General features: G+C 40.2%; 33 protein-coding genes and 1 other annotated feature. All 33 genes read left to right on the top strand.

The features are described from left to right. Positions 1-24 precede the first annotated feature (24 nt). The 33 genes from secE to rpsE all read left to right on the top strand — a co-directional run bounded on the left by secE (position 25) and on the right by rpsE (position 25,384). Complete coding sequence (secE, locus tag ACO1DI_RS24060; protein WP_013054912.1) at positions 25-204, top strand: preprotein translocase subunit SecE; 180 nt, start codon at positions 25-27, stop codon at positions 202-204. A gap of 195 nt (positions 205-399) precedes the next feature. After that, entirely contained in the window at positions 400-933 is a 534-nt protein-coding gene (gene nusG, locus ACO1DI_RS24055; RefSeq protein WP_014462032.1) for a transcription termination/antitermination protein NusG, read from the top strand. Positions 934-1,098: 165 nt separating this feature from the next. Next, positions 1,099-1,524, top strand: a complete 426-nt coding sequence (gene rplK, locus ACO1DI_RS24050; protein WP_013054914.1) for a 50S ribosomal protein L11 — start codon at positions 1,099-1,101, stop codon at positions 1,522-1,524. A 110-nt stretch (positions 1,525-1,634) separates the two neighbouring features. Further along, a complete protein-coding gene (rplA, locus tag ACO1DI_RS24045; protein ID WP_013054915.1) occupies positions 1,635-2,330 on the top strand; it encodes a 50S ribosomal protein L1 in 696 nt (231 codons plus the stop codon). A 65-nt stretch (positions 2,331-2,395) separates the two neighbouring features. After that, positions 2,396-2,539 (top strand) — a sequence feature (ribosomal protein L10 leader region). Positions 2,540-2,579: 40 nt separating this feature from the next. After that, positions 2,580-3,080, top strand: coding sequence for a 50S ribosomal protein L10 (rplJ, locus tag ACO1DI_RS24040; protein WP_013054916.1), 501 nt, complete (start codon positions 2,580-2,582; stop codon positions 3,078-3,080). Positions 3,081-3,124: 44 nt separating this feature from the next. Further along, positions 3,125-3,487 carry a 50S ribosomal protein L7/L12 gene (rplL, locus tag ACO1DI_RS24035; protein ID WP_013054917.1) on the top strand — a complete coding sequence of 121 codons (363 nt, stop codon included), beginning with the start codon at positions 3,125-3,127 and terminating at the stop codon, positions 3,485-3,487. Between the two features lie 112 nt (positions 3,488-3,599). Then, positions 3,600-4,202, top strand: coding sequence for a class I SAM-dependent methyltransferase (locus tag ACO1DI_RS24030; RefSeq protein ID WP_013081367.1), 603 nt, complete (start codon positions 3,600-3,602; stop codon positions 4,200-4,202). Positions 4,203-4,447: 245 nt separating this feature from the next. Continuing rightward, complete coding sequence (gene rpoB, locus ACO1DI_RS24025; RefSeq protein WP_028412662.1) at positions 4,448-8,011, top strand: DNA-directed RNA polymerase subunit beta; 3,564 nt, start codon at positions 4,448-4,450, stop codon at positions 8,009-8,011. Positions 8,012-8,073: 62 nt separating this feature from the next. Next, on the top strand, positions 8,074-11,667 hold the full coding sequence (gene rpoC, locus ACO1DI_RS24020) for a DNA-directed RNA polymerase subunit beta' (protein ID WP_423145658.1): 3,594 nt from the start codon (positions 8,074-8,076) through the stop codon (positions 11,665-11,667). A 131-nt stretch (positions 11,668-11,798) separates the two neighbouring features. After that, complete coding sequence (locus ACO1DI_RS24015) at positions 11,799-12,047, top strand: 50S ribosomal protein L7ae-like protein (protein WP_013054921.1); 249 nt, start codon at positions 11,799-11,801, stop codon at positions 12,045-12,047. A 99-nt stretch (positions 12,048-12,146) separates the two neighbouring features. Then, positions 12,147-12,569, top strand: coding sequence for a 30S ribosomal protein S12 (gene rpsL / locus ACO1DI_RS24010; protein ID WP_013054922.1), 423 nt, complete (start codon positions 12,147-12,149; stop codon positions 12,567-12,569). 50 nt (positions 12,570-12,619) lie between these two features. Beyond that, the gene (gene rpsG / locus ACO1DI_RS24005; RefSeq protein WP_013054923.1) at positions 12,620-13,090 is read left to right on the top strand and encodes a 30S ribosomal protein S7; all 471 of its coding nucleotides are present in this window, start codon (positions 12,620-12,622) and stop codon (positions 13,088-13,090) included. A gap of 57 nt (positions 13,091-13,147) precedes the next feature. Then, on the top strand, positions 13,148-15,226 hold the full coding sequence (gene fusA, locus ACO1DI_RS24000; RefSeq protein WP_028412663.1) for an elongation factor G: 2,079 nt from the start codon (positions 13,148-13,150) through the stop codon (positions 15,224-15,226). A gap of 116 nt (positions 15,227-15,342) precedes the next feature. Continuing rightward, the gene (gene tuf / locus ACO1DI_RS23995; protein WP_013054925.1) at positions 15,343-16,533 is read left to right on the top strand and encodes an elongation factor Tu; all 1,191 of its coding nucleotides are present in this window, start codon (positions 15,343-15,345) and stop codon (positions 16,531-16,533) included. A gap of 315 nt (positions 16,534-16,848) precedes the next feature. Further along, positions 16,849-17,157, top strand: coding sequence for a 30S ribosomal protein S10 (gene rpsJ / locus ACO1DI_RS23990; protein WP_013054926.1), 309 nt, complete (start codon positions 16,849-16,851; stop codon positions 17,155-17,157). A 41-nt stretch (positions 17,158-17,198) separates the two neighbouring features. Continuing rightward, positions 17,199-17,828, top strand: a complete 630-nt coding sequence (rplC, locus tag ACO1DI_RS23985) for a 50S ribosomal protein L3 (RefSeq protein WP_013054927.1) — start codon at positions 17,199-17,201, stop codon at positions 17,826-17,828. A 28-nt stretch (positions 17,829-17,856) separates the two neighbouring features. Then, on the top strand, positions 17,857-18,480 hold the full coding sequence (rplD, locus tag ACO1DI_RS23980; protein WP_013081372.1) for a 50S ribosomal protein L4: 624 nt from the start codon (positions 17,857-17,859) through the stop codon (positions 18,478-18,480). Next, on the top strand, positions 18,480-18,767 hold the full coding sequence (rplW, locus tag ACO1DI_RS23975) for a 50S ribosomal protein L23 (protein ID WP_013054929.1): 288 nt from the start codon (positions 18,480-18,482) through the stop codon (positions 18,765-18,767). The genes rplD and rplW overlap by 1 nt, the downstream gene beginning before the upstream one ends. Positions 18,768-18,794: 27 nt before the next feature. Further along, positions 18,795-19,625 carry a 50S ribosomal protein L2 gene (rplB, locus tag ACO1DI_RS23970; RefSeq protein ID WP_013081374.1) on the top strand — a complete coding sequence of 277 codons (831 nt, stop codon included), beginning with the start codon at positions 18,795-18,797 and terminating at the stop codon, positions 19,623-19,625. Between the two features lie 57 nt (positions 19,626-19,682). Beyond that, positions 19,683-19,961 carry a 30S ribosomal protein S19 gene (gene rpsS, locus ACO1DI_RS23965; protein ID WP_013054931.1) on the top strand — a complete coding sequence of 93 codons (279 nt, stop codon included), beginning with the start codon at positions 19,683-19,685 and terminating at the stop codon, positions 19,959-19,961. A gap of 19 nt (positions 19,962-19,980) precedes the next feature. Next, entirely contained in the window at positions 19,981-20,322 is a 342-nt protein-coding gene (rplV, locus tag ACO1DI_RS23960; RefSeq protein WP_013054932.1) for a 50S ribosomal protein L22, read from the top strand. A gap of 3 nt (positions 20,323-20,325) precedes the next feature. Next, on the top strand, positions 20,326-20,982 hold the full coding sequence (rpsC, locus tag ACO1DI_RS23955) for a 30S ribosomal protein S3 (protein ID WP_013054933.1): 657 nt from the start codon (positions 20,326-20,328) through the stop codon (positions 20,980-20,982). A 2-nt stretch (positions 20,983-20,984) separates the two neighbouring features. Further along, a complete protein-coding gene (gene rplP, locus ACO1DI_RS23950) occupies positions 20,985-21,419 on the top strand; it encodes a 50S ribosomal protein L16 (RefSeq protein ID WP_013054934.1) in 435 nt (144 codons plus the stop codon). Next, positions 21,409-21,609, top strand: coding sequence for a 50S ribosomal protein L29 (gene rpmC / locus ACO1DI_RS23945; RefSeq protein WP_013054935.1), 201 nt, complete (start codon positions 21,409-21,411; stop codon positions 21,607-21,609). Before rplP ends, rpmC begins: the two co-directional genes overlap by 11 nt. A gap of 25 nt (positions 21,610-21,634) precedes the next feature. Beyond that, entirely contained in the window at positions 21,635-21,898 is a 264-nt protein-coding gene (gene rpsQ, locus ACO1DI_RS23940) for a 30S ribosomal protein S17 (RefSeq protein WP_013054936.1), read from the top strand. 51 nt (positions 21,899-21,949) lie between these two features. Then, positions 21,950-22,318 (top strand): 50S ribosomal protein L14, encoded by a 369-nt coding sequence (rplN, locus tag ACO1DI_RS23935; protein WP_013054937.1) that lies wholly within the window; start codon positions 21,950-21,952, stop codon positions 22,316-22,318. Between the two features lie 49 nt (positions 22,319-22,367). After that, complete coding sequence (gene rplX, locus ACO1DI_RS23930) at positions 22,368-22,679, top strand: 50S ribosomal protein L24 (RefSeq protein ID WP_013054938.1); 312 nt, start codon at positions 22,368-22,370, stop codon at positions 22,677-22,679. 31 nt (positions 22,680-22,710) lie between these two features. Next, positions 22,711-23,250 (top strand): 50S ribosomal protein L5, encoded by a 540-nt coding sequence (gene rplE / locus ACO1DI_RS23925; RefSeq protein ID WP_013054939.1) that lies wholly within the window; start codon positions 22,711-22,713, stop codon positions 23,248-23,250. 33 nt (positions 23,251-23,283) lie between these two features. Then, positions 23,284-23,469 (top strand): type Z 30S ribosomal protein S14, encoded by a 186-nt coding sequence (locus ACO1DI_RS23920; RefSeq protein ID WP_013054940.1) that lies wholly within the window; start codon positions 23,284-23,286, stop codon positions 23,467-23,469. A 30-nt stretch (positions 23,470-23,499) separates the two neighbouring features. Beyond that, entirely contained in the window at positions 23,500-23,898 is a 399-nt protein-coding gene (gene rpsH, locus ACO1DI_RS23915; protein ID WP_013054941.1) for a 30S ribosomal protein S8, read from the top strand. 30 nt (positions 23,899-23,928) lie between these two features. Beyond that, complete coding sequence (gene rplF, locus ACO1DI_RS23910; RefSeq protein WP_423145657.1) at positions 23,929-24,468, top strand: 50S ribosomal protein L6; 540 nt, start codon at positions 23,929-23,931, stop codon at positions 24,466-24,468. Between the two features lie 32 nt (positions 24,469-24,500). Then, complete coding sequence (gene rplR, locus ACO1DI_RS23905; protein WP_013054943.1) at positions 24,501-24,863, top strand: 50S ribosomal protein L18; 363 nt, start codon at positions 24,501-24,503, stop codon at positions 24,861-24,863. Positions 24,864-24,883: 20 nt separating this feature from the next. Beyond that, positions 24,884-25,384: a 30S ribosomal protein S5 gene (gene rpsE / locus ACO1DI_RS23900; protein WP_013054944.1), complete on the top strand. Its 501-nt coding sequence runs from the start codon at positions 24,884-24,886 to the stop codon at positions 25,382-25,384. Positions 25,385-25,393 lie beyond the last annotated feature (9 nt).

Genomic DNA, 25,393 nt, shown 5'->3' with positions numbered 1-25,393 from the left:
TTTAATTTATTGGAGGTTACAAACATGAACCGTGTAGGAAATTTCTTGCGTGATGTTGGGCGTGAGATGAAGAAGGTAAGTTGGCCTAAAAAAAATGAGCTAACTCGTTATACAATTACTGTTATTTCTACAGTTGTATTTATGACACTCTTTTTTGTAGTAGTTGATTACGGAATTTCGTCACTTATTCGTTTAATCCCTTGAATAAATTGACTTAAATCATGGTATAATAAAGCTAAATTATGTTTTTTTCAGAAAAGCCCGGAGACGGGTTTTTTAATTTGCTTTAAGAATGATTGTGCTAGGAGTCAACTATTTTCCTAGTGCGTTGTCTGTGCAATAGATTAGGACATCTTATTTTATAGTGAGCTGGGAGGGAAGGACGTATAGTCCTCAGAAATGGAGAAAAATTGGTATGTAGTCCATACTTATTCTGGATATGAAAATAAAGTAAAAACAAATTTAGAAAAGCGCGTAGAAACAATGGGTATGCAAGATAAAATTTTCCGCGTTGTTGTTCCTGAAGAAGAAGAAAGAGAAATTAAGAACAACAAAGAAAAGATTACAAAGAAAAAAGTATTTCCAGGGTACGTGTTAGTTGAAATCATCATGACGGATGATTCATGGTATGTAGTTCGTAATACCCCTGGTGTTACGGGCTTTGTAGGTTCAGCAGGTTCTGGATCAAAGCCAACTGCTCTTCTACCAGAAGAAGTAGAAATGATCTTAAAACAAATGGGCATGGACGAGCAGCATGCTGACTTTGACTTTGAACTAAAAGAAACAGTATTGGTTCAAGAAGGTCCGTTTGCAAACTTCGAAGGTACCATTGAAGAAATTGATACAGATAAACGTAAAGTTAAGGTTCATGTAGATATGTTCGGAAGACAAACGCCCGTAGAGCTAGACTTTACACAAATTGAAAAAATATAATCTGTAAGACCTTGCAATTCATGAAGTTTAATGTTAATATTTCATAAGTCAGTATGTCTCAAAACTAGAGACTAAAACAACTATTTCTTTATTTTATATATAAAGAACATTGAGTGGGAGGGCATCGCCCTATTACCACATCACGGACTTAAGGAGGTGTGTCTCGTGGCTAAAAAAGTAATTAAACTTGTTAAGTTACAAATTCCTGCAGGTAAAGCAAATCCAGCGCCACCAGTTGGTCCTGCATTAGGTCAAGCCGGTGTTAACATCATGGGTTTCTGTAAGGAGTTTAACGCTCGCACAGCTGATCAAGCTGGTCTTATCATTCCTGTTGAAATCACGGTATTTGAAGACCGTTCATTTACATTTATTACGAAAACTCCACCTGCTGCTGTACTACTTAAGAAAGCGGCTGGTATTGAGTCTGGTTCTGGTGAACCAAACCGTAATAAAGTTGCAACAGTCAAGCGTGACAAAGTGCGTGAGATTGCTGAAACTAAAATGCCTGACTTAAACGCTGCTAGCGTTGAATCTGCAATGCGCATGGTAGAAGGTACAGCGCGCAGTATGGGAATCGTAGTTGAAGACTAATTCCATTTGATTGGGTGTTAGAAGGTTGCGAGAAATGGAAGTTTTCCTATGCTCGCAACCTTTATTAGTGGGAGGTTATTCCGTTAAAACCACATAAGGAGGAAACAAAAATGGCTAAAAAAGGTAAAAAGTACGTTGAAGCTGCTAAGCTTGTAGATCGTACACAAACTTATTCAGTACAAGAAGCGATTGAATTAGTAAAGAAAACAAACACAACTAAATTTGATGCAACTGTAGAAGTAGCATTCCGTTTAGGAGTTGACCCTAAGAAAGCTGACCAACAAATTCGTGGTGCAGTAGTACTACCAAACGGTACAGGTAAAACTCAACGTGTATTAGTATTCGCTAAAGGCGAAAAAGCTAAAGAAGCTGAAGCTGCAGGCGCTGACTACGTTGGCGATGCTGACTACATCAACAAAATCCAACAAGGTTGGTTCGAGTTCGATGTAATCGTAGCTACTCCAGACATGATGGGTGAAGTTGGTAAACTTGGTCGTGTATTAGGACCTAAAGGTTTAATGCCAAACCCTAAAACTGGTACAGTAACATTTGATGTTCAAAAAGCAGTTAACGAAATCAAAGCTGGTAAAGTAGAATACCGTGTTGATAAAGCTGGTAACATCCACGTACCAATCGGTAAAGTATCTTTCGAAGAGAGCAAGTTAGTTGAAAACTTCACTACAATCTTCGAAACTATGGTAAAAGCTAAGCCGGCAGCAGCAAAAGGCACATACATGAAGAACGTAGCTGTTACTTCAACAATGGGCCCTGGTATCAAAGTTGATACTGCTTCATTCTCTGCTTAATAAATTTGGAAATAAATCGGTGTTGACTTTTTGAAAGTCCCTGATTATAATAGATAATGTTGTTAAAAAGAATAACATTTGTACCGTAGACAGTAGGTGCTGCAAAGCTTAATTTCCTACCGAGGTGTGTGAGATAAATTAGTGAAACGTTATGGTTCGCTTACTACACCTCCATGTCTTTATTGTCATGGAGGTTTTTTATTGCACCTTGTCTGAGTGTACGGAAGGAAATCTACAGGAGGTGTAAAGATGAGCAACGTAATTGAACAAAAGAAACAAGTCGTAGACGAAATTGCTGAAAAACTTCAAGCGAGTAACTCAATAGTTGTCGTTGACTACCGTGGTTTGAATGTTGCTGAAGTTACTGAACTTCGTAAGCAATTACGTGAAGCAGGCATTGAGTTCAAAGTTTACAAAAACACTTTAACTCGCCGTGCTGTAGAAAAACTTGAACTAACAGATCTTAATGATGCGTTAGTAGGTCCAAATGCAATCGCATTTGGTGGAGAAGATGTTGTTGCTCCAGCTAAAATTTTAAACAACTTCGCTAAAGAACACGAAGCGTTAGAAATCAAAGCTGGTGTAATTGAAGGTAATGTTGCATCTGTTGAAGAAATTAAAGCACTTGCAGAACTACCATCTCGCGAAGGCTTACTTTCTATGTTGCTTAGCGTGCTTCAAGCTCCAATTCGCAACCTTGCTCTTGCTACAAAAGCTGTGGCAGATCAAAAAGAAGAACAAGGTGCATAATCTAGTCTGTTATATATAACACAATCACAAGGAGGAAATTAACAATGACTCAAGAACAAATCATTGAAGCAGTTAAAAATATGACTGTTTTAGAACTTAACGATTTAGTAAAAGCAATCGAAGAAGAATTTGGCGTAACTGCTGCTGCTCCTGTAGCTGTAGCTGGCGGTGCTGCTGGTGAAGCTGCTGCTGAGAAAACTGAATTTGACCTAGTACTTGAAAGTGCTGGCGGACAAAAAATCAAAGTTATCAAAGTAGTACGTGAAATCACTGGTCTTGGCTTAAAAGAAGCTAAAGAAATCGTTGATAACGCTCCAAAAGCTCTTAAAGAAGGTATTTCTAAAGAAGAAGCTGAAGAAGCAAAAGCTAAACTTGAAGAAGTTGGCGCTTCTGTAGAAGTTAAGTAATTACTGCTTAACAACTGATATAAAAAAGCTCGCTTGTACAAGCGAGCTTTTTTGCTTCTGTCATCCTTTTCATTTATAGTAAAGAAGAACATATTGATTAGGAGGTTCTATTTTGACAGAACATTATTTTTCTAATACACCATCGTCTGCAAGTAATGAAGAGCGCTTTTCATTTGAATTGAGAGGAACCTCTTTTTCATTTACGAGTGACCGCGGTGTTTTTTCAAAAAAAGAGATCGATTTTGGATCGCGCCTGTTAATTGAAACGTTTCAAATGCCCGAGAGTCCCGGCCCGCTTCTGGATGTTGGGTGCGGATATGGCCCAATTGGGTTGGCACTTGCAAAAGAGGACAGCCAAAGAAACGTTCATATGGTTGATGTTAATGAACGTGCATTAGCACTAGCTCAAAAAAATGCTGAAGTTAATTCAGTATCAAATGTTTCAATCTATCAAAGCTCTTGCTATGAAAATGTGAAGGAAACGAATTTTGCAGCTATTCTTAGTAATCCGCCGATCCGTGCGGGTAAAAAAGTTGTTCATGAAATTCTAGAAAAGTCATTAGATCACCTTGCTGACCAAGGAGAACTTTGGATTGTGATTCAGAAAAAGCAAGGAGCACCATCTGCTCTTGCGAAATTAGAATCTCTATTTAATGAAGTAGAAGTAGTAGAAAAGAAAAAAGGGTATTATATCATATGTGCTAAAAAATGTTGACTAATATTTTTTAGTATGTTAGCATTATAAAATGCCAATATATAAATATTCCATATAAGCTCGGGTTATACATAAAATAAAAGGTATAATTTTGAATTATATGGGAAAAACTAATAAAATCAATAGTACGTTTTTATGAAATTGTGGTTTTCTATTTAAAGAGACCATTTTTCTTTTGTTCAATAATAAACATATGGTTTATTATATATTTTGAATAATAACGCTTGATTTGAGGGGTGAATCAGTTGACAGGTCAACTAGTTCAGTATGGACGCCACCGCCAACGCAGAAGTTATGCTCGTATTAGTGAAGTTTTAGAGTTACCGAACTTAATCGAGATTCAAACGGCTTCATACCAATGGTTTTTAGATGAAGGTTTACGAGAAATGTTCCAAGATATTTCTCCAATTGATGATTTTACAGGTAACTTATCACTAGAATTTATTGATTACAGCTTAGGTGAGCCAAAGTATTCAGTAGGAGAGTCTAAAGAACGTGATGTAACTTATGCAGCACCTCTTCGTGTTAAGGTGCGGTTAATTAATAAAGAAACAGGTGAAGTAAAAGACCAAGATGTGTTTATGGGAGATTTCCCATTGATGACCGAAACAGGTACCTTTGTAATTAATGGTGCTGAGCGTGTTATTGTATCACAGTTGGTTCGTTCACCAAGTGTTTACTATAGTGGAAAGCTTGATAAAAACGGTAAAAAAGGATATACAGCAACAGTTATCCCTAACCGTGGTGCATGGCTAGAATATGAAACTGATGCAAAAGATGTAGTATACGTGCGTATTGATCGTACTCGTAAACTGCCAGTAACAGTGCTGTTACGCGCGCTAGGTTTCGGTTCTGACCAAGAGATTATCGATTTAATCGGTGATAATGAATACATCCGTAATACGCTTGAAAAAGATAATACGGAAACAACGGAAAAAGCGCTATTAGAAATCTATGAGCGTTTACGTCCAGGTGAACCACCGACAGTTGAGAATGCGAAGTCTCTATTAGTATCTCGCTTCTTTGATCCAAAACGATATGACTTAGCGAACGTAGGTCGCTATAAAATTAATAAAAAGCTTCATATCAAACATCGCTTATTTAATCAAAAGCTAGCTGAAACATTAGTTGATCCTGAAACAGGTGAAATTATTGCAGAAAAAGGCGCAATGATTGATCGCCGTCTGCTAGATCGCTTGATTCCGATGCTTGAAGGTGGAGTAAACTTCAAAACTTATAGTCCGGTTGGTGGAGTAGTAGAAGACGATGTTACATTACAATCTATTAAGATTTATGCGCCAAATGATCCAGAAGGTGAAAAAGTCATCACTGTATCAGGTAACGCATATGTAACAGAAGAAGTTAAAAATATCACACCTGCTGATATTTTAGCATCAATCAGTTACTTCTTTAACTTGCTTCATCAAGTAGGAGACACAGATGATATCGACCACTTAGGTAACCGTCGTCTGCGTTCTGTAGGTGAATTGTTACAAAACCAATTCCGTATCGGTTTATCTCGTATGGAACGTGTTGTTCGTGAAAGAATGTCAATTCAAGACACGAATACAATCACACCTCAACAGTTAATTAATATTCGCCCAGTTATTGCGGCGATTAAAGAGTTCTTTGGAAGTTCTCAATTATCACAGTTCATGGATCAAACGAATCCATTAGGCGAATTGACGCACAAACGTCGTCTTTCAGCTTTAGGACCTGGTGGTTTAACGCGTGAGCGCGCTGGTTTCGAAGTGCGTGACGTTCACTACTCCCACTATGGCCGTATGTGTCCGATTGAAACGCCAGAGGGTCCGAATATCGGGTTAATCAACTCACTTTCTTCTTATGCAAAAGTAAACAAATTCGGTTTCATCGAAACACCTTACCGTCGTATCGATCCTGAAACAGGTAAAGTGACAGAGCGAATTGACTACTTAACAGCTGATGAAGAAGATAACTATGTTGTAGCCCAAGCGAACGCTCGTCTAGGTGATGATGGTTCATTCTTAGATGAAAATGTCGTTGCACGTTTCCGTGGAGAAAACACGGTTATCCGTCGCGATCGTTTAGACTATATGGATGTATCACCAAAACAAGTTGTATCTGCCGCTACAGCATGTATCCCATTCTTAGAGAACGATGACTCTAACCGTGCATTAATGGGTGCGAACATGCAACGTCAAGCAGTACCTTTATTAAATCCTGAAGCACCAATCGTAGGTACAGGTATGGAATACGTATCTGGTAAAGACTCTGGTGCAGCCGTGATTTGTAAATATCCTGGCGTTGTAGAGCGCGTAGAAGCAAAACAAATTTTTGTTCGCCGCTATGAAGAAGTAGACGGACAAAAAGTTAAAGGTAACTTAGATCAATACAAACTATTAAAATTTGTTCGTTCTAACCAAGGTACTTGTTACAACCAGCGTCCAATTGTTTCAGTTGGCGACGAAGTAGTAAAAGGTGAGATCTTAGCCGATGGTCCTTCAATGGAAAAAGGTGAGCTTGCTTTAGGACGAAACGTAATGGTTGGTTTCATGACATGGGATGGTTACAACTATGAGGATGCCATCATCATGAGTGAACGCCTTGTGAAAGACGATGTATATACGTCTGTTCATATTGAAGAATATGAATCTGAGTCTCGTGATACGAAACTTGGACCTGAAGAAATTACGCGTGACATTCCAAACGTAGGTGAAGATGCGCTTCGCAACTTAGATGAGCGTGGAATCATCCGCATTGGTGCAGAAGTAAAAGATGGAGATCTTTTAGTTGGTAAAGTAACGCCAAAAGGTGTAACAGAACTAACAGCTGAAGAACGTCTTCTACACGCTATTTTCGGTGAAAAAGCGCGTGAAGTTCGTGATACTTCTCTTCGTGTACCGCACGGCGGCGGTGGAATCATTCTTGATGTTAAAGTCTTCAACCGTGAAGATGGCGACGAATTACCACCAGGTGTAAACCAATTAGTCCGTGTATACATTGTTCAGAAGCGTAAAATTTCTGAAGGTGACAAAATGGCCGGTCGTCACGGTAACAAAGGTGTAATTTCACGTATTTTACCTGAAGAAGATATGCCTTACCTACCAGACGGTACGCCAATTGACATCATGTTAAACCCATTAGGGGTACCATCTCGTATGAACATCGGTCAGGTGCTAGAGCTTCATTTAGGTATGGCTGCTCGTAAGCTTGGCATTCACGTTGCGTCTCCAGTATTTGATGGTGCGCGTGAGGAAGATGTTTGGGCAACAATCGAAGAAGCTGGCATGTCTCGTGATGCTAAAACAGTTCTATATGATGGTCGAACAGGTGAACCATTCGATAACCGTGTATCAGTAGGAATCATGTACATGATCAAACTTGCTCACATGGTAGACGATAAACTTCACGCTCGTTCTACTGGACCATACTCACTTGTTACACAACAACCACTTGGTGGTAAAGCGCAGTTCGGTGGACAGCGTTTTGGTGAGATGGAAGTATGGGCACTTGAAGCATACGGTGCTGCTTATACATTACAAGAGATCTTAACAGTGAAATCAGACGACGTAGTAGGTCGTGTGAAAACATACGAAGCAATTGTTAAAGGTGAAAACATTCCAGAACCTGGCATACCTGAATCGTTCAAAGTATTAATCAAAGAACTACAAAGTTTAGGTATGGATGTGAAGATGCTTTCTGCTGACGAGCAAGAAATTGATATCATGGACTCAGAAGAGGACCATGAGCAACCAACAGAATCAATTATTGCAGATAACGAAGAAAGCCTTTCTGAAGGACAAAAAGATCCTGTCACAAAAGAGTAAGGAATTACTTTCATATAAACGTTAAGGGAAAAAACCTGTAGATTAAAAGGGAGGTAGGCTCCTTGCTAGATGTAAATAACTTTGAGTATATGAAAATCGGTCTAGCTTCGCCAGATAAAATTCGTTCTTGGTCGTACGGTGAGGTAAAAAAACCTGAAACGATCAACTATCGTACGTTAAAACCTGAAAAAGACGGCTTATTCTGTGAGCGTATTTTTGGTCCACAAAAAGACTGGGAATGTCACTGCGGAAAATATAAGCGCGTTCGTTATAAAGGTGTTGTATGTGATCGTTGTGGCGTAGAAGTTACGCGCGCAAAAGTTCGTCGTGAACGTATGGGTCACATCGAACTAGCTGCACCTGTTTCACATATTTGGTACTTCAAAGGTATTCCTAGCCGCATGGGACTTGTCTTAGACATGTCCCCTCGTGCGCTAGAGGAAATCATTTATTTTGCTTCTTATGTAGTAACGGATGCTGGTGATACACCACTTGAAAAGAAACAGCTTTTATCAGAGAAAGAGTACCGTGCGTATCGTGAGAAGTACGGACAAACTTTCCATGCAGCAATGGGTGCTGAAGCTGTTAAGAAATTATTACATGACATTGATCTTGATAAAGAAGTAGATGCTTTAAAAGAAGAATTGAAAACTGCTCAAGGTCAACGTCGTACACGTGCTATTAAACGTTTAGAAGTACTAGAGGCTTTCCGTCATTCTGGTAACGAACCTTCTTGGATGATTTTAGACGTTCTACCGGTTATTCCGCCAGAACTTCGTCCAATGGTTCAATTAGATGGTGGACGCTTTGCTACGTCTGATCTAAATGATTTATATCGCCGTGTAATTAACCGTAACAACCGCTTAAAGCGTTTATTAGACCTTGGAGCTCCTAGCATCATCGTTCAAAACGAAAAGCGTATGCTTCAAGAAGCTGTAGATGCATTAATCGATAATGGTCGTCGCGGCCGTCCGGTAACAGGACCAGGTAACCGTCCATTAAAATCTCTTTCTCACATGTTAAAAGGTAAGCAAGGTCGCTTCCGTCAAAACTTGTTAGGTAAACGTGTTGACTACTCTGGCCGTTCGGTAATCGTTGTAGGTCCGAACTTAAAGATGTATCAATGTGGTCTTCCAAAAGAAATGGCGTTAGAGCTTTTCAAACCTTTCGTAATGAAAGAGCTTGTTGAACGCGGTTTAGCTCATAACATCAAGAGTGCAAAACGTAAAATTGAACGTGTGCAACCTGAAGTATGGGACGTATTAGAATCGGTTATTAAAGAGCATCCAGTTCTTTTAAACCGTGCACCAACTCTACACAGACTAGGTATTCAAGCATTTGAACCTACGCTTGTAGAAGGTCGCGCTATCCGTCTTCACCCGCTTGTATGTACAGCATATAACGCTGACTTTGACGGTGACCAAATGGCGGTTCACGTTCCACTATCTGCAGAAGCACAAGCAGAAGCACGTATCTTAATGCTTGCTGCTCAAAATATCTTGAACCCTAAAGATGGTAAACCAGTTGTTACACCTTCACAGGATATGGTATTAGGTAACTACTACTTAACACTTGAGCGTGAAGAGGCAGTTGGAGAAGGTATGGTGTTCAAAGATACGAACGAAGCACTATTAGCGTACCAAAACGGTTATGTGCATCTTCATACACGTGTAGCTGTGTATGCAGGTTCTTTAAACAACGAAACGTTTACAGAAGCACAAAATCAACAATTGCTTGTTACAACGGTTGGTAAATTAGTTTTCAACGAAATTTTACCAAAATCGTTCCCATACATTAACGAACCAACAAGAGAAAACTTAGAAGTGAAAACTCCTGAGAAGTATTTTGTTGAAAAAGGTGCAGACGTGAAGGAATTCATCAAGAATCAACCGGCTATCGCACCGTTCAAGAAAAAAATCTTAGGAAATATCATCGCTGAAGTATTTAAACGTTTCAAAATTACTGAGACTTCTAAAATGCTTGACCGCATGAAAGACCTAGGTTTCAAATATTCTACTAAAGCTGGTATTACAGTTGGTGTAGCTGATATCGTGGTTTTAGGAGAAAAAGAAGTTATCTTAACAGAAGCGCAAGCTAAAGTAGATAACGTACTAAAACAATTCCGTCGCGGTTTAATTACTGAAGATGAGCGTTATGACCGTGTTATCTCTGTATGGAGCAGCGCGAAAGACGTTATCCAAGGTAAATTAATGGCGTCATTAGACAAACGCAACCCAATCTTCATGATGAGTGACTCTGGTGCCCGTGGTAACGCATCTAACTTCACTCAGCTTGCAGGTATGCGTGGACTAATGGCCAACCCGTCTGGTCGTATCATTGAGTTACCAATCAAATCTAGTTTCCGTGAAGGTTTAACAGTATTAGAGTACTTTATCTCTACCCATGGTGCACGTAAAGGTCTTGCCGATACGGCTCTTAAAACAGCTGACTCTGGTTACCTTACTCGTCGTCTGGTTGACGTGGCACAAGACGTTATCGTACGTGATGACGACTGTGGTACAGATCGCGGTATTCTGGCTGTTGCAATCAAAGAAGGAACAGAAGAAATTGAAAAACTTGATGAGCGTCTAATTGGACGTTATGCAAGAAAAACAGTACTTCACCCAGGAACAAACGAAGTGTTAGTGAAAGAAAACGAACTAATTACAGAAGACTTAGCTGAAACAATTGTGGATGCTGGTGTTGAAGAAGTATGGATTCGTTCTGCATTCACATGTAACACTCGCCACGGTGTATGTAAAAAATGTTACGGTCGTAACCTTGCAACTGGTTCAGAAGTTGAAGTGGGTGAAGCAGTTGGTATCATCGCTGCTCAATCTATCGGTGAGCCAGGTACACAGTTAACGATGCGTACATTCCATACAGGTGGGGTTGCTGGAGACGATATCACTCAAGGTTTACCGCGTATCCAAGAGATCTTCGAAGCGCGTAACCCTAAAGGTCAAGCCGTTATTTCTGAAATTGAAGGTACAATTGCCGGCATTTCTGAAGGACGCGATCGTCAGCACGAAATTACTGTTCAAGGAGAGATTGAAACTCGTTCTTACACAGCTCCGTACAGTGCACGTCTGAAAGTTATTGAAGGACAGCGCATTGCACGTGGTCAAGAATTAACGGAAGGTTCAATTGATCCTAAAGAATTACTAAAAGTAAAAGACATCACGGCTGTACAAGAGTACTTGCTTCGTGAGGTGCAAAAAGTATACCGTATGCAAGGGGTAGAAATTGGAGATAAGCACGTAGAGGTAATGGTTCGCCAAATGCTTCGTAAAGTGCGCGTAATGGATTCAGGAGATACAGATGTATTACCAGGTTCGTTACTTGATATTCACCAATTCACTGATGCAAATGAAAAAGTATTACTTGAAGGCAATCGTCCAGCGACAGGTTGTCCTGTATTACTTGGTATTACAAAAGCATCTCTTGAAACTGATTCCTTCTTATCTGCTGCATCATTCCAAGAAACAACGCGTGTTCTTACGGATGCTGCAATCAAAGGAAAACGTGATGAGTTGCTTGGACTTAAAGAGAATGTTATCATTGGTAAGCTAGTTCCGGCTGGTACAGGTATGACGAGATATCGTAATGCTGAACCAATCAAAAACCAAGCCGAAGAAACGGTAACAATCGACTAATTATAAAATCATTACTCTAGAATGGATGTTTTTTAAAAAAACTACGAAACGTTAGTTGACATCCATTCTAGGGAATGATACTATATCAAAGGTGCTCCTATAAACTACCTGTTACTTTGGAGGATATGATAATGTCTTATGAAAAAGTATTACAGGCTGATCATATTATTGTAGGAACAAAGCAGACGGTGAAAGCATTAAAAAAAGGTACAGTAAAGGAAGTCATCATTGCTGAAGACGCTGATTTTTATGTCACATCCATTGTGGCAAAAACGGCACAGCAAGAAAACGTTCCGTATACGTATGTCCCTTCTATGCGAAAGCTTGGTCAAGCTTGTAGGATAGAAGTTAACGCTGCAACTGTTGCAATTATTAGTTAACACGTTTTTGAACTTTTAGTTTCAAAGACTTTGTTTTTTGCTAAAAAATGAACCACCTGGATGTGTGGTCTTACAAAAGGCGAAAGGAGGAAAATTTAAATGCCTACTATTAACCAATTAATCCGTAATGGTCGTGTGAGTAAAGGTAAAAAATCTGACTCACCTGCTTTAAACAGAGGTTACAACAGCTTCAAAAAAGCTCAAACTAACCAATCTTCTCCACAAAAACGTGGTGTATGTACACGTGTGGGTACTATGACACCGAAGAAACCGAACTCGGCTCTTCGTAAATATGCTCGTGTACGTTTAACAAACGGTATCGAGGTAACAGCTTATATCCCAGGTATTGGTCACAACTTACAAGAACACAGCGTGGTACTTATCCGCGGTGGACGTGTAAAAGATTTACCAGGGGTACGTTACCATATCGTACGTGGTGCACTTGATACTGCTGGTGTGGATGGCCGTATGCAAGGTCGTTCTAAATATGGTACTAAGCGACCAAAAGCAGCTAAAAAATAATAGCTTAACAATTAATAGATAAACTTTTAAAAGTGAAAGGAGGAAGTAGAATGCCACGTAAGGGACCTGTTGCAAAAAGAGACGTATTACCAGATCCGATTTACAATTCTAAGCTTGTATCTCGCTTAATCAACAAAATGATGCTTGATGGAAAGCGCGGTAAGTCACAAGCTATTCTTTATAGAGCATTCGATTTAGTACAAGAGCGCAGTGGTAAAGAAGCTATGGAAGTATTCGACCAAGCTCTTAAAAACATCATGCCTGTACTAGAAGTTAGAGCACGCCGTGTAGGGGGTTCTAACTACCAAGTTCCTGTAGAAGTACGCCCAGAGCGTCGTACTACTTTAGGTCTTCGTTGGTTAGTAAACTATGCTCGTCTTCGTGGAGAAAAAACGATGGAAGAGCGTTTAGCTAACGAAATCCTTGATGCAGCTAACAACACTGGTGCTGCAGTTAAGAAACGTGAAGATACTCACAAAATGGCAGAAGCTAATAAAGCATTTGCTCATTACCGTTGGTAATCTTTTAACGAAACTTTTTAAAAAACAAATTATAATATGGAAGGAGAAATACCTAAGATGGCAAGAGAGTTCTCCTTAGAAAACACTCGTAATATTGGGATCATGGCTCACATTGATGCTGGTAAAACAACAACAACTGAGCGTGTTCTTTATTATACTGGCCGTATCCATAAAATTGGTGAAACTCATGAAGGAGCTTCACAAATGGACTGGATGGAGCAAGAGCAAGAACGTGGTATTACTATCACGTCTGCTGCGACAACTGCTTCTTGGAAAGGTCACCGCGTTAACATCATCGATACTCCTGGACACGTAGACTTCACTGTTGAAGTTGAGCGTTCATTACGTGTACTTGATGGCGCTGTGGCAGTTCTTGATGCTCAATCTGGTGTTGAGCCTCAAACAGAAACAGTATGGCGTCAAGCGACTACGTACGGTGTTCCCCGTGTCGTATTCGTTAACAAAATGGACAAAATTGGTGCTGACTTCTTGTACTCTGTAAAAACGATCCACGATCGTTTAGGTGCAAATGCTCACCCAATTCAGTTGCCAATCGGTGCTGAAGATGACTTCGAAGCAATCATTGACCTTGTGGAAATGAAAGCATACTTCTACGAAGACGACTTAGGTACTCGTTCAGAATCTCGTGAAATTCCTGAGGAATACAAAGAGCAAGCTGAAGAATACCGTGCAAGCCTAGTAGAAGCTGTTGCAGAACTTGACGAAGAATTAATGATGAAGTACTTAGACGAAGGCGAGCTTACAGTTGAAGAACTAAAAGCTGGTATCCGTAAAGGTACTTGTGACGTTGAATTCTACCCAGTTATCTGTGGTTCAGCATTCAAAAACAAAGGTGTACAATTAATGCTAGATGCGGTAATTGATTACCTACCATCTCCAGTTGATGTACCAGCAATCCAAGGTATCGTACCTGACACAGAAGAAGAAGTTACGCGTGAGTCTAGCGACAACGCTCCTTTCTCAGCATTAGCGTTCAAAGTTATGACGGACCCTTATGTTGGTAAATTAACATTCTTCCGTGTGTACTCTGGTGTACTAAGCTCTGGTTCATACATCAAAAACTCTACAAAAGGTAAGCGTGAGCGTGTAGGTCGTATCCTACAAATGCATGCTAACTCTCGTGAAGAGATTTCTGAAGTATACGCTGGAGATATCGCGGCAGCTGTAGGATTAAAAGATACTTCTACTGGTGATACTCTATGTGACGAAAAGAGTCTTGTAATTCTTGAGTCTATGGAATTCCCAGAGCCAGTTATCTCTTTATCTGTTGAGCCAAAATCAAAAGCTGACCAAGATAAAATGACTACAGCTCTTCAAAAGTTACAAGAAGAAGATCCAACTTTCCGTGCGGAAACTAATACAGAGACTGGTCAAATCATCATCTCTGGTATGGGTGAGCTTCACCTTGATATCATCGTTGACCGTATGCGTCGCGAATTCAAAGTAGAAGCAAACGTTGGTGCTCCTCAAGTAGCTTACCGTGAAACTTTCCGCGCTGGTGCGAAAGTTGAAGGTAAATTCGCTCGTCAATCTGGTGGTCGTGGACAATTCGGTCACGTTTGGATTGAGTTCGAACCTAACGAAGAAGGAAAAGGCTTTGAATTTGAGAACAAAATCGTTGGTGGTGTAGTTCCACGTGAATACATCCCTGCAGTTCAAGCTGGTCTTGAAGATGCATTACAAAACGGTGTTCTTGCTGGTTATCCATTAATCGATATCAAAGCTGCTTTAGTTGATGGATCTTACCATGACGTTGACTCAAGTGAGATGGCGTTTAAAATTGCCGCTTCTATGGCTCTTAAAAACGCAGTATCAAAATGTAACCCAGCTATCCTTGAACCAATGATGAAGGTTGAAGTTGTTATCCCTGACGAATACTTAGGAGATATCATGGGTGACGTTACGTCTCGTCGTGGACGTGTAGAAGGTATGGAAGCACGCGGTAACGCTCAAGTTGTACGTGCATTCGTTCCACTTTCTGAAATGTTTGGTTATGCAACTGCATTACGTTCAAACACTCAAGGTCGCGGAACATATTCTATGCACTTCGATCACTACGAAGAAGTTCCTAAATCAATTTCAGAAGAAATTATTAAAAAAAATAAAGGTGAATAATTGATTTTCACTCTTTATTGAAGTATAACTACTTATGTACGCTGTGAAAGTGGAGCTCATTCCCTTTCACGGCCTCATAAACCATAAACTACATGAATTTTAAGGAGGATTTTCGAATGGCTAAGGAAAAATTCGACCGTTCAAAAACACATGCCAATATCGGTACAATTGGTCACGTTGACCATGGTAAAACAACTTTAACAGCTGCTATCACTACTGTTCTTGCTAAGAAAAGTGGTAAAGGTGCAGCAATGGCTTACGACATGATCGACGCTGCTCCAGAAGAGCGCGAGCGTGGAATCACAATCTCAACTGCACACGTTGAGTATGAAACTGACACTCGTCACTATGCACACGTTGACTGCCCAGGACATGCTGACTATGTTAAAAACATGATCACTGGTGCTGCTCAAATGGATGGCGGTATCTTAGTAGTATCTGCTGCTGATGGTCCAATGCCACAAACTCGTGAGCACATCCTTCTTTCTCGTCAAGTAGGTGTACCTTACCTAGTTGTATTCTTAAACAAATGTGACATGGTAGACGACGAAGAGTTACTTGAATTAGTAGAAATGGAAGTACGTGACCTTCTTTCTGAATACGACTTCCCTGGTGACGATGTACCAGTAATCAAAGGTTCTGCTCTTAAAGCTCTTGAAGGCGACGCTGATTGGGAAGCTAAAATCATCGAGCTTATGGACGCTGTTGATGAGTACATCCCAACTCCAGAACGTGACACTGAAAAACCATTCATGATGCCAGTTGAGGACGTATTCTCAATCACTGGTCGTGGTACAGTTGCTACAGGTCGTGTAGAGCGTGGACAAGTTAAAGTTGGTGACGTTATCGACATCATCGGTTTAACTGAAGAGCCAAAATCTACTACTGTAACAGGTGTAGAAATGTTCCGTAAGCTTCTTGACTATGCTGAAGCTGGCGACAACATCGGTGCTTTACTTCGTGGTGTAGCACGTGAAGAAATCCAACGTGGACAAGTATTAGCTAAACCAGGCTCAATCACTCCACACACTAAATTTACTGCTGAAGTATACGTTCTTTCTAAAGACGAAGGTGGACGTCACACTCCATTCTTCACAAACTACCGTCCACAGTTCTACTTCCGTACAACTGATGTAACTGGTATTTGTAACTTACCTGAAGGCGTAGAAATGGTAATGCCTGGCGACAACATCGAAATGACTGTTGAACTTATCGCTCCAATCGCGATTGAAGAAGGTACTAAATTCTCAATCCGTGAAGGTGGACGTACAGTAGGCGCTGGCGTTGTAGCTAAAATCAGCGAGTAATTTCTCGTTTCAGTAAAGGGAGTAGGGTAACCTACTCCTTTTTTATTTGGTGATAAAAGGTAAAGATAGTTTTTACTATTACACTTGCAAAATGATCTCCTTTTATATATAATGAAAAAAGTGTGCGACACATGAAAAAGTTTTTTAACTTTATTGTTGCAATATGAACCCATTTTTAGTATAATAAAAATGTTGGTCTTTGACTGCGATGATGCGGAAGGTTGCCGACACACCCGGCCGCTTTGCCATGGCGAGTGTGGGGAAATTTCCGCGGAGAATGTCTATTGTAAAATAGGCGAAAAAGGAGGGAAAATAATGGCAAAAGAAAAAATTCGCATTCGTTTAAAAGCATATGATCACAGAATTCTTGATCAATCTGCTGAGAAAATCGTAGAAACTGCAAAACGTTCTGGTGCGGCTGTATCTGGTCCGATTCCATTACCGACTGAAAAATCAATTTATACAATTCTACGTGCAGTACACAAATATAAAGATTCTCGTGAGCAGTTCGAAATGCGCACGCATAAACGCTTAATTGATATCGTGAATCCAACACCACAAACTGTTGATTCATTAATGCGTTTAGACTTACCATCTGGTGTAGATATCGAAATTAAACTTTAATTTAAAATAAAGAATGAAAAGATACTTAGGAGGTGTGACTAATGGCCAAAGGAATCTTAGGAAGAAAGATCGGTATGACTCAAGTATTTGCTGAAAATGGTGACTTGATCCCAGTAACAGTAATTGAAGCTTCTGCTAACGTAGTTCTTCAAGTTAAAAACGCTGAGACAGACGGTTACGAAGCAATCCAATTAGGTTTCGAAGATATCCGTGAAAAACTATCTAACAAACCTGCAAAAGGACATGCTACTAAAGCTAATACTGCTCCTAAGCGCTTCATCCGTGAGTTACGCGGTGTGGACGCTTCAGCATATGAAGTTGGTCAAGAAGTCAAGGTTGATATTTTCGCAGAAGGCGATGTAATTGATGTAACAGGAATCTCAAAAGGTAAAGGTTTCCAAGGTGCTATTAAACGCCACGGACAATCTCGCGGACCTATGTCTCATGGTTCTCGCTACCACCGTCGCCCAGGTTCAATGGGTCCTGTAGCTCCAAACCGCGTATTCAAAGGTAAACTATTACCAGGACGCATGGGTGGAGAGCGCATCACTGTGCAAAACTTATCAATCGTTAAAGTTGACGCAGAACGCAATCTTTTATTAGTAAAAGGTAACGTGCCAGGAGCTAGAAAATCTCTAGTTACTGTTAAATCTGCAGTTAAATCTAAATAATAATTCTTCGAGAAAGGAGGAATAACCAATGCCAAAAGTAGCATTGTTTAACCAAAACGGTGAAAACGTTGGAGAAATCGAACTTCAAGATGCCGTTTTCGGTATCGAACCAAACAACAAAGTACTTTTCGACGCGATCGTAATGCAACGCGCATCTCAACGTCAAGGTACTTCTAAAGTTAAAAATCGTTCTGAAGTAAGAGGCGGTGGCCGTAAGCCATGGCGTCAAAAAGGTACTGGTCGTGCTCGTCAAGGATCTATCCGTTCTCCACAATGGCGTGGTGGTGGCGTAGTATTTGGTCCAGTTCCAAGAAGCTATAGCTACAAATTACCTAAAAAAGTTCGTCGTTTAGCAATTAAGTCTGCATTATCAACTAAAGCTCAAGATAACAGCATCGTTGTTCTTGAAGCTCTTTCTTTTGACGCTCCAAAAACAAAAGAAATGGTAGCAGTTCTTAAAAACCTAACAGTAGAACGCAAAGCATTAGTAGTAACTGCGGATCTTAACGAAAATGTTGCACTTTCAGCACGTAATATTCCTGGTGTAACAGTTGTTGCAGCTAATGGTTTAAGCGTATTAGACGTTATGAACCATGATAAGCTTGTAATCACTAAAGACGCAGTTGAAAAAGTAGAGGAGGTGCTTGCATAATGAAAGATCCTCGTGATATTATTAAGCGCCCCGTAATTACAGAACGTTCAACAGACTTAATGGCTGAGAAAAAATATACGTTTGATGTTGATGTAAGAGCTAATAAAACTGAGGTTAAAGATGCTATCGAAAAAATCTTTGACGTAAAAGTTGAAAAAGTAAACATCATGAACTACAAAGGTAAATTCAAGCGTGTAGGTCGCTACAGTGGTCTTACTAACCGTCGTCGTAAAGCGGTAGTAACACTAACTCAAGAGAGCAACGAAATCGAATTCTTCGAAGCTTAAGATTACTAGAGAAGGAGGGAAATTGAGATGGCGATTAAAAAGTATAAACCAACCTCAAATGGTCGTCGTGGCATGTCAGTTTCTGATTTCGCTGAAATTACTACTGACAAACCAGAAAAATCGTTACTTGCACCTGTCAAGAGAAAAGGTGGTCGTAACAACCAAGGTAAATTGACTGTTCGTCACCAAGGTGGTGGGCACAAGCGTCAATACCGTATCATCGATTTTAAACGCGATAAAGATGGAATACCTGGACGCGTTGCTACAATCGAATATGATCCAAACCGTTCAGCTAACATCGCATTAATTCATTATGCTGATGGTGAAAAACGTTACATCCTTGCTCCTAAAAACCTAAAAGTAGGTTTAGAAGTTATGTCAGGTCCTGAAGCTGACATTAAAGTAGGTAACGCGCTTCCTTTAGCTAACATTCCTGTTGGTACAGTAGTACACAACATCGAATTGAAACCTGGTAAAGGTGGACAATTAGTTCGTTCTGCAGGTACATCTGCTCAAGTACTTGGTAAAGAAGGTAAATACGTATTAGTACGTTTAACTTCTGGTGAAGTACGCATGATCCTTGCAACTTGTCGTGCAACTGTAGGTCAAGTTGGTAACGAACAACACGAGTTAATCAACATCGGTAAAGCCGGTCGTTCTCGTTGGTTAGGTATCCGTCCAACTGTACGTGGTTCTGTAATGAACCCTAACGATCACCCACACGGTGGTGGTGAAGGACGTTCTCCAATCGGACGTAAGTCTCCAATGAGTCCATGGGGTAAACCAACACTTGGTTACAAAACTCGTAAGAAGAAAAACAAATCCGATAAATTTATCGTTCGTCGTCGTAAAAAATAACGGGATTGAGCTACGGTTCAAACGAACCGTAGGACAATCACGAAGGGAGGTTCATTTATGGGTCGCAGCTTAAAGAAAGGACCTTTTGTAGATGACCATTTAATCAACAAAATTGAGAAGTTAAACGAAACTGACAGCAAGCAAGTAGTAAAAACTTGGTCTCGTCGTTCAACTATCTTCCCTCAGTTCATTGGTCATACAATTGCTGTATATGACGGTCGTAAACATGTACCAGTTTATGTTACTGAAGACATGGTAGGTCACAAACTTGGTGAATTCGCACCATCTCGTACTTACAAAGGTCACGCAAGTGATGATAAGAAAACAAGACGCTAATATGAGAGGAGGCTTTTAAATGCAAGCTAAAGCTGTCGCGAGAACAGTACGTATTGCTCCTCGTAAAGTTCGTTTAGTTGTAGATTTAATTCGAGGTAAGCAAGTGGGTGAAGCGCTAGCAGTGCTACTTCACACGCCAAAGGCTGCTTCTCCAGTCGTTGAGAAAGTATTAAAATCTGCTATTGCCAATGCAGAACACAATTATGAAATGGACGCTAACAATTTAGTTATTACTGACGCTTTTGTTAACGAAGGTCCAACTTTAAAACGTTTCCGTCCACGCGCTATGGGACGTGCAAGCCAAATTAACAAGCGCACAAGCCACATCACAATCGTGGTATCAGAAAAGAAGGAGGGATAATTCATGGGTCAAAAGGTAAATCCGGTCGGTCTTCGCGTCGGTGTCATCCGTGATTGGGAATCAAGATGGTTCGCTGGCAAAGACTACGCTGACTTATTACATGAAGACTTAAAAGTACGTGAATATATCGCTAAACGTTTAAACGATGCAGCTGTTTCTAAAGTTGAAATCGAACGCGCTGCTAACCGCTTAAACGTAACGATCCACACTGCAAAACCTGGTATGGTAATTGGTAAAGGTGGTACTGAAGTAGAATCACTTCGTAAAGCTCTTAACCAATTAACAGGCAAGCGTGTACACATTAACATCCTTGAAATTAAACGAGCAGATTTAGATGCTAAACTAGTAGCTGAAAACATCGCTCGCCAACTTGAGAACCGTGTATCATTCCGTCGTGCTCAAAAGCAAGCTATCCAACGTAGTATGCGTGCTGGCGCACAAGGTATCAAAACAATGGTATCTGGTCGTTTAGGCGGAGCTGATATTGCTCGTTCTGAATATTACAGTGAAGGTACAGTTCCACTTCATACACTTCGCGCTGATATTGACTATGCTCACGCTGAAGCAGATACTACTTATGGTAAACTTGGTGTGAAAGTATGGATCTATCGTGGAGAGGTTCTTCCTACTAAAAAGAAAACTGAGGAAGGAGGAAAATAATTATGTTATTACCAAAACGCGTTAAATATCGTCGCGAACATCGCGGAAAAATGCGTGGACGCGCTAAAGGTGGTACGGAAGTACATTTCGGTGAATTCGGTTTACAAGCTACTGAAGCTTCTTGGATTACAAACCGTCAAATCGAAGCTGCTCGTATCGCAATGACTCGTTACATGAAACGTGGCGGTAAAGTATGGATTAAAATTTTCCCTTCTAAACCTTATACTGCTAAGCCTCTAGAAGTCCGAATGGGTTCTGGTAAAGGTGCTCCTGAAGGTTGGGTAGCAGTTGTTAAACCTGGAAAAGTAATGTTTGAAATTTCAGGTGTATCTGAAGAGGTTGCACGTGAAGCTTTACGTTTAGCTGCACACAAGCTACCTGTAAAATGTAAGTTTGTAAAACGTGAAGAAATTGGTGGTGATTCTAATGAAAGCTAATGAAATTCGTGACCTTACCACTGCTGAAATTGAACAAAAAGTTAAGGCTTTAAAAGAAGAGTTGTTTAACCTTCGTTTCCAATTAGCGACTGGACAATTAGAGAATACTACTCGTATTCGCGAAGTGCGCAAATCGATCGCTCGTATGAAAACTGTAGTTCGTGAAAGAGAGATTGCTGCTAATAAATAATTAAGTCTGAGAGGAGGCTTTCAGAATGAGTGAACGCAACCAACGTAAAGTTTACACTGGCCGCGTAGTTTCTGACAAAATGGATAAGACTGTTACTGTTCTTGTTGAAACTTACAAAAAGCATTCGCTTTATGGCAAGCGTGTAAAATACTCAAAGAAATTCAAAGCTCACGATGAAAACAATACAGCTCAACTAGGCGATATCGTGAAGATCATGGAAACTCGTCCGTTATCAGCTACTAAACGTTTCCGTCTAGTAGAAGTTGTAGAAAAAGCTGTTATCATCTAATAGTTAAGATAGATCGGATAAGAATGATTCATCCGAAGGGAGGTTTCGTACATGATTCAACAAGAATCTCGTTTAAAAGTTGCAGACAACTCTGGTGCACGTGAGGTACTTACTATTAAAGTACTTGGTGGTTCAGGTCGCAAGACAGCAAACATTGGTGATGTTATCGTTTGTACGGTGAAACAAGCAACACCAGGAGGCGTTGTTAAAAAAGGTGACGTTGTTAAAGCTGTTGTTGTACGTACAAAAAGTGGTGTTCGCCGTACTGACGGTTCTTACATCCGTTTCGACGAAAATGCTTGCGTAATCATCCGTGACGACAAAGGACCACGTGGTACTCGTATCTTCGGACCAGTTGCTCGTGAATTACGTGATAACAACTTCATGAAGATCGTATCATTAGCTCCAGAAGTTATCTAATTGATATATAGAACAAATACAAAATGCCTTTTAAGGAGGTGCGAATAGGATGCATGTTAAAAAGGGCGACAAAGTAGTGGTTATCTCTGGTAAAGACAAAGGTAAGCAAGGTGAAGTACTTGCAGCTTTCCCAAAGAAAGACCGTGTACTTGTTGAAGGCGTGAACGTTGTTAAAAAACACTCTAAACCTTCTCAAGTAAATCCACAAGGTGGAATCGTTAGCCAAGAGGCACCTATCCACGTATCAAACGTAATGCCGTTGGATCCTAAATCTGGTGAGCCAACTCGTGTTGGGTACCAAGTTATCGATGGCAAAAAGGTACGTGTAGCAAAAAAATCTGGTGAAACTTTAGATAAATAATTAATGAAATGTGAAGGGAGGTTTAGTTCACATGAACCGTCTTAAAGAGAAATTTACAAAAGAGATTACTCCTGCTCTAGTTAGCAAGTTTAATTATGAATCTGTAATGCAAGTGCCAAAAATCGACAAGATCGTAATCAACATGGGTATCGGTGATGCTGTTTCTAACTCAAAAGCTTTAGATAACGCTGTTGAAGAACTAGCTGAAATCACTGGTCAAAAACCTGTTGTAACTCGTGCGAAAAAATCTATCGCTGGTTTCCGTCTTCGTGAAGGTATGCCAATCGGTGCGAAAGTTACTTTACGCGGCGAGCGTATGTACGAATTCTTCGATAAACTAGTATCAGTATCACTTCCACGTGTGCGTGATTTCCGTGGTGTATCTAAAAAAGCATTTGATGGTCGTGGAAACTACACGTTAGGTGTTAAAGAACAATTGATCTTCCCAGAGATCGATTATGATAAAGTAACTAAAGTTCGTGGTATGGATATCGTTATTGTTACAACAGCAAACACTGATGAAGAAGCTCGTGAGCTTTTAACTCAGTTCGGTATGCCATTCCAGAAGTAATAACTGCCAACGTTAAGCAGAGGAGGCGAAAATGTGGCTAAAAAATCAATGATTGCGAAGCAAAAACGCCAGCAAAAATTCCAAGTACAAGAGTATACACGTTGCGAACGTTGTGGACGTCCACACTCAGTACTACGTAAATTCAAGCTTTGCCGTATTTGTTTCCGTGAGCTTGCTTATAAAGGTCAAATTCCTGGTGTTAAAAAAGCTAGTTGGTAAAACCCAAGTTTGGGAAGGAGGTAAATTAATATGGTAATGACTGATCCTATTGCAGATTTACTAACTCGTATCCGCAATGCGAACATGGTTCGTCATGAGAAAATTGAAGTTCCTGCTTCTAACATTAAGAAGCAAATTGCAGAAATCCTTAAGCGTGAGGGTTTCGTACGTGATGTAGAATACATCGAAGACAACAAACAAGGTATTATCCGTATCTTCTTAAAATACGGTTCAAATAACGAACGTGTAATTACAGGCTTAAAACGTATCAGTAAACCTGGTCTACGTGTTTATGCAAAAACTAACGAAGTACCACGTGTACTTAACGGTTTAGGTATCGCAATCGTTTCTACTTCTCAAGGTGTTTTAACTGACAAAGAAGCTCGTCAAAAGCAAACTGGTGGAGAAGTATTAGCGTACGTTTGGTAATAAGTTTTAAATGTGAATGGAGGTGTAACTATGTCACGTGTTGGTAAAAAGCCTTTAGAACTTCCAGCAGGTGTTACAGTTACGAACGAGAGCAACACTGTAACTGTAAAAGGACCAAAGGGTGAATTAACTCGTACATTCCACCCTGAAATCGAAATTAAAGTTGAAGACAACGTACTAGTTGTTAATTGTCCTAGCGACAATAAAGAGCACCGCGCTCTTCACGGAACTACTCGTAGCCTTTTAGGTAACATGGTTGAAGGTGTTACTAAAGGATTCGAACGTGGTTTAGAATTAGTCGGTGTAGGTTACCGTGCACAAAAATCTGGTAGCAAATTAGTATTGAGCGTTGGATACTCTCACCCAGTTGAGATTACTCCTGAAACAGGAATCGAAATCGAAGTTCCTTCTCAAACTAAGATCGTTATTAAAGGTATTGATAAAGAACGCGTAGGTGCATTAGCTGCAAATATTCGTGACGTTCGTCCACCAGAGCCTTACAAAGGTAAAGGTATTCGTTACGAAGGCGAATATGTACGTCGTAAAGAAGGTAAAACTGCTAAGAAGTAATGCCGGTTAGGTAAAAGAAAGGAGTGCCCGAAATGATCACGAAGCTTGATAAAAACAAAGTTCGTAAAAAAAGACATGCTCGTGTTCGTGCGAAGTTATCTGGAACTGCAACTCGTCCGCGTTTAAACGTGTTCCGTTCTAATCAACATATTTACGCACAAGTTATCGACGATTTAAATTCAGTAACAATCGCAAGTGCTTCAACGTTAGATAAAGACCTGACTTTAGAAAGCACTGGTAACACTGAAGCTGCTATCAAAGTTGGCGAATTAGTCGCTAAACGCGCAGTAGAAAAAGGTGTAAACGAAGTAGTATTCGACCGTGGCGGTTATTTATATCATGGCCGTGTTAAAGCATTAGCTGACGCTGCTCGTGAAGCTGGATTACAATTCTAATTGTAAAAGGAGGGAAAATCATGCGTCGTATTGATCCAAATAAATTAGAGCTTGAAGAACGTGTTGTTACCGTTAACCGCGTAGCTAAAGTTGTGAAAGGTGGACGTCGTTTCCGCTTCGCTGCATTAGTTGTAGTTGGTGACAAAAACGGTCACGTTGGATTTGGTACTGGTAAAGCACAAGAGGTACCAGATGCAATCCGTAAAGCTATTGAAGATGCGAAGAAAAACTTAATTACTGTACCTATGGTTGGTACAACTATTCCACACGAAATCCTTGGACAATTTGGTGCAGGTCAAATTTTCTTAAAACCTGCTTCTGAAGGTACAGGAGTTATCGCTGGTGGCCCAGTTCGTGCGGTACTAGAATTGGGTGGAGTAAGTGATATTCTATCTAAATCTTTAGGTTCAAACACTCCAATCAACATGGTACGTGCAACTCTTAACGGTTTAGCTAACCTAAAACGTGCTGAAGATGTTGCAAAACTACGTGGCAAGACTGTAGAAGAACTGTTAGGATAAGGGAGGGAT

Source organism: Priestia sp. 40 (genome assembly GCF_049368575.1).
Classification (GTDB): Bacteria; Bacillota; Bacilli; order Bacillales; family Bacillaceae_H; genus Priestia; species Priestia zanthoxyli.
Note: the sequence above shows the minus strand (reverse complement) of the source record. Positions and strands in the feature narration are given on the sequence as shown.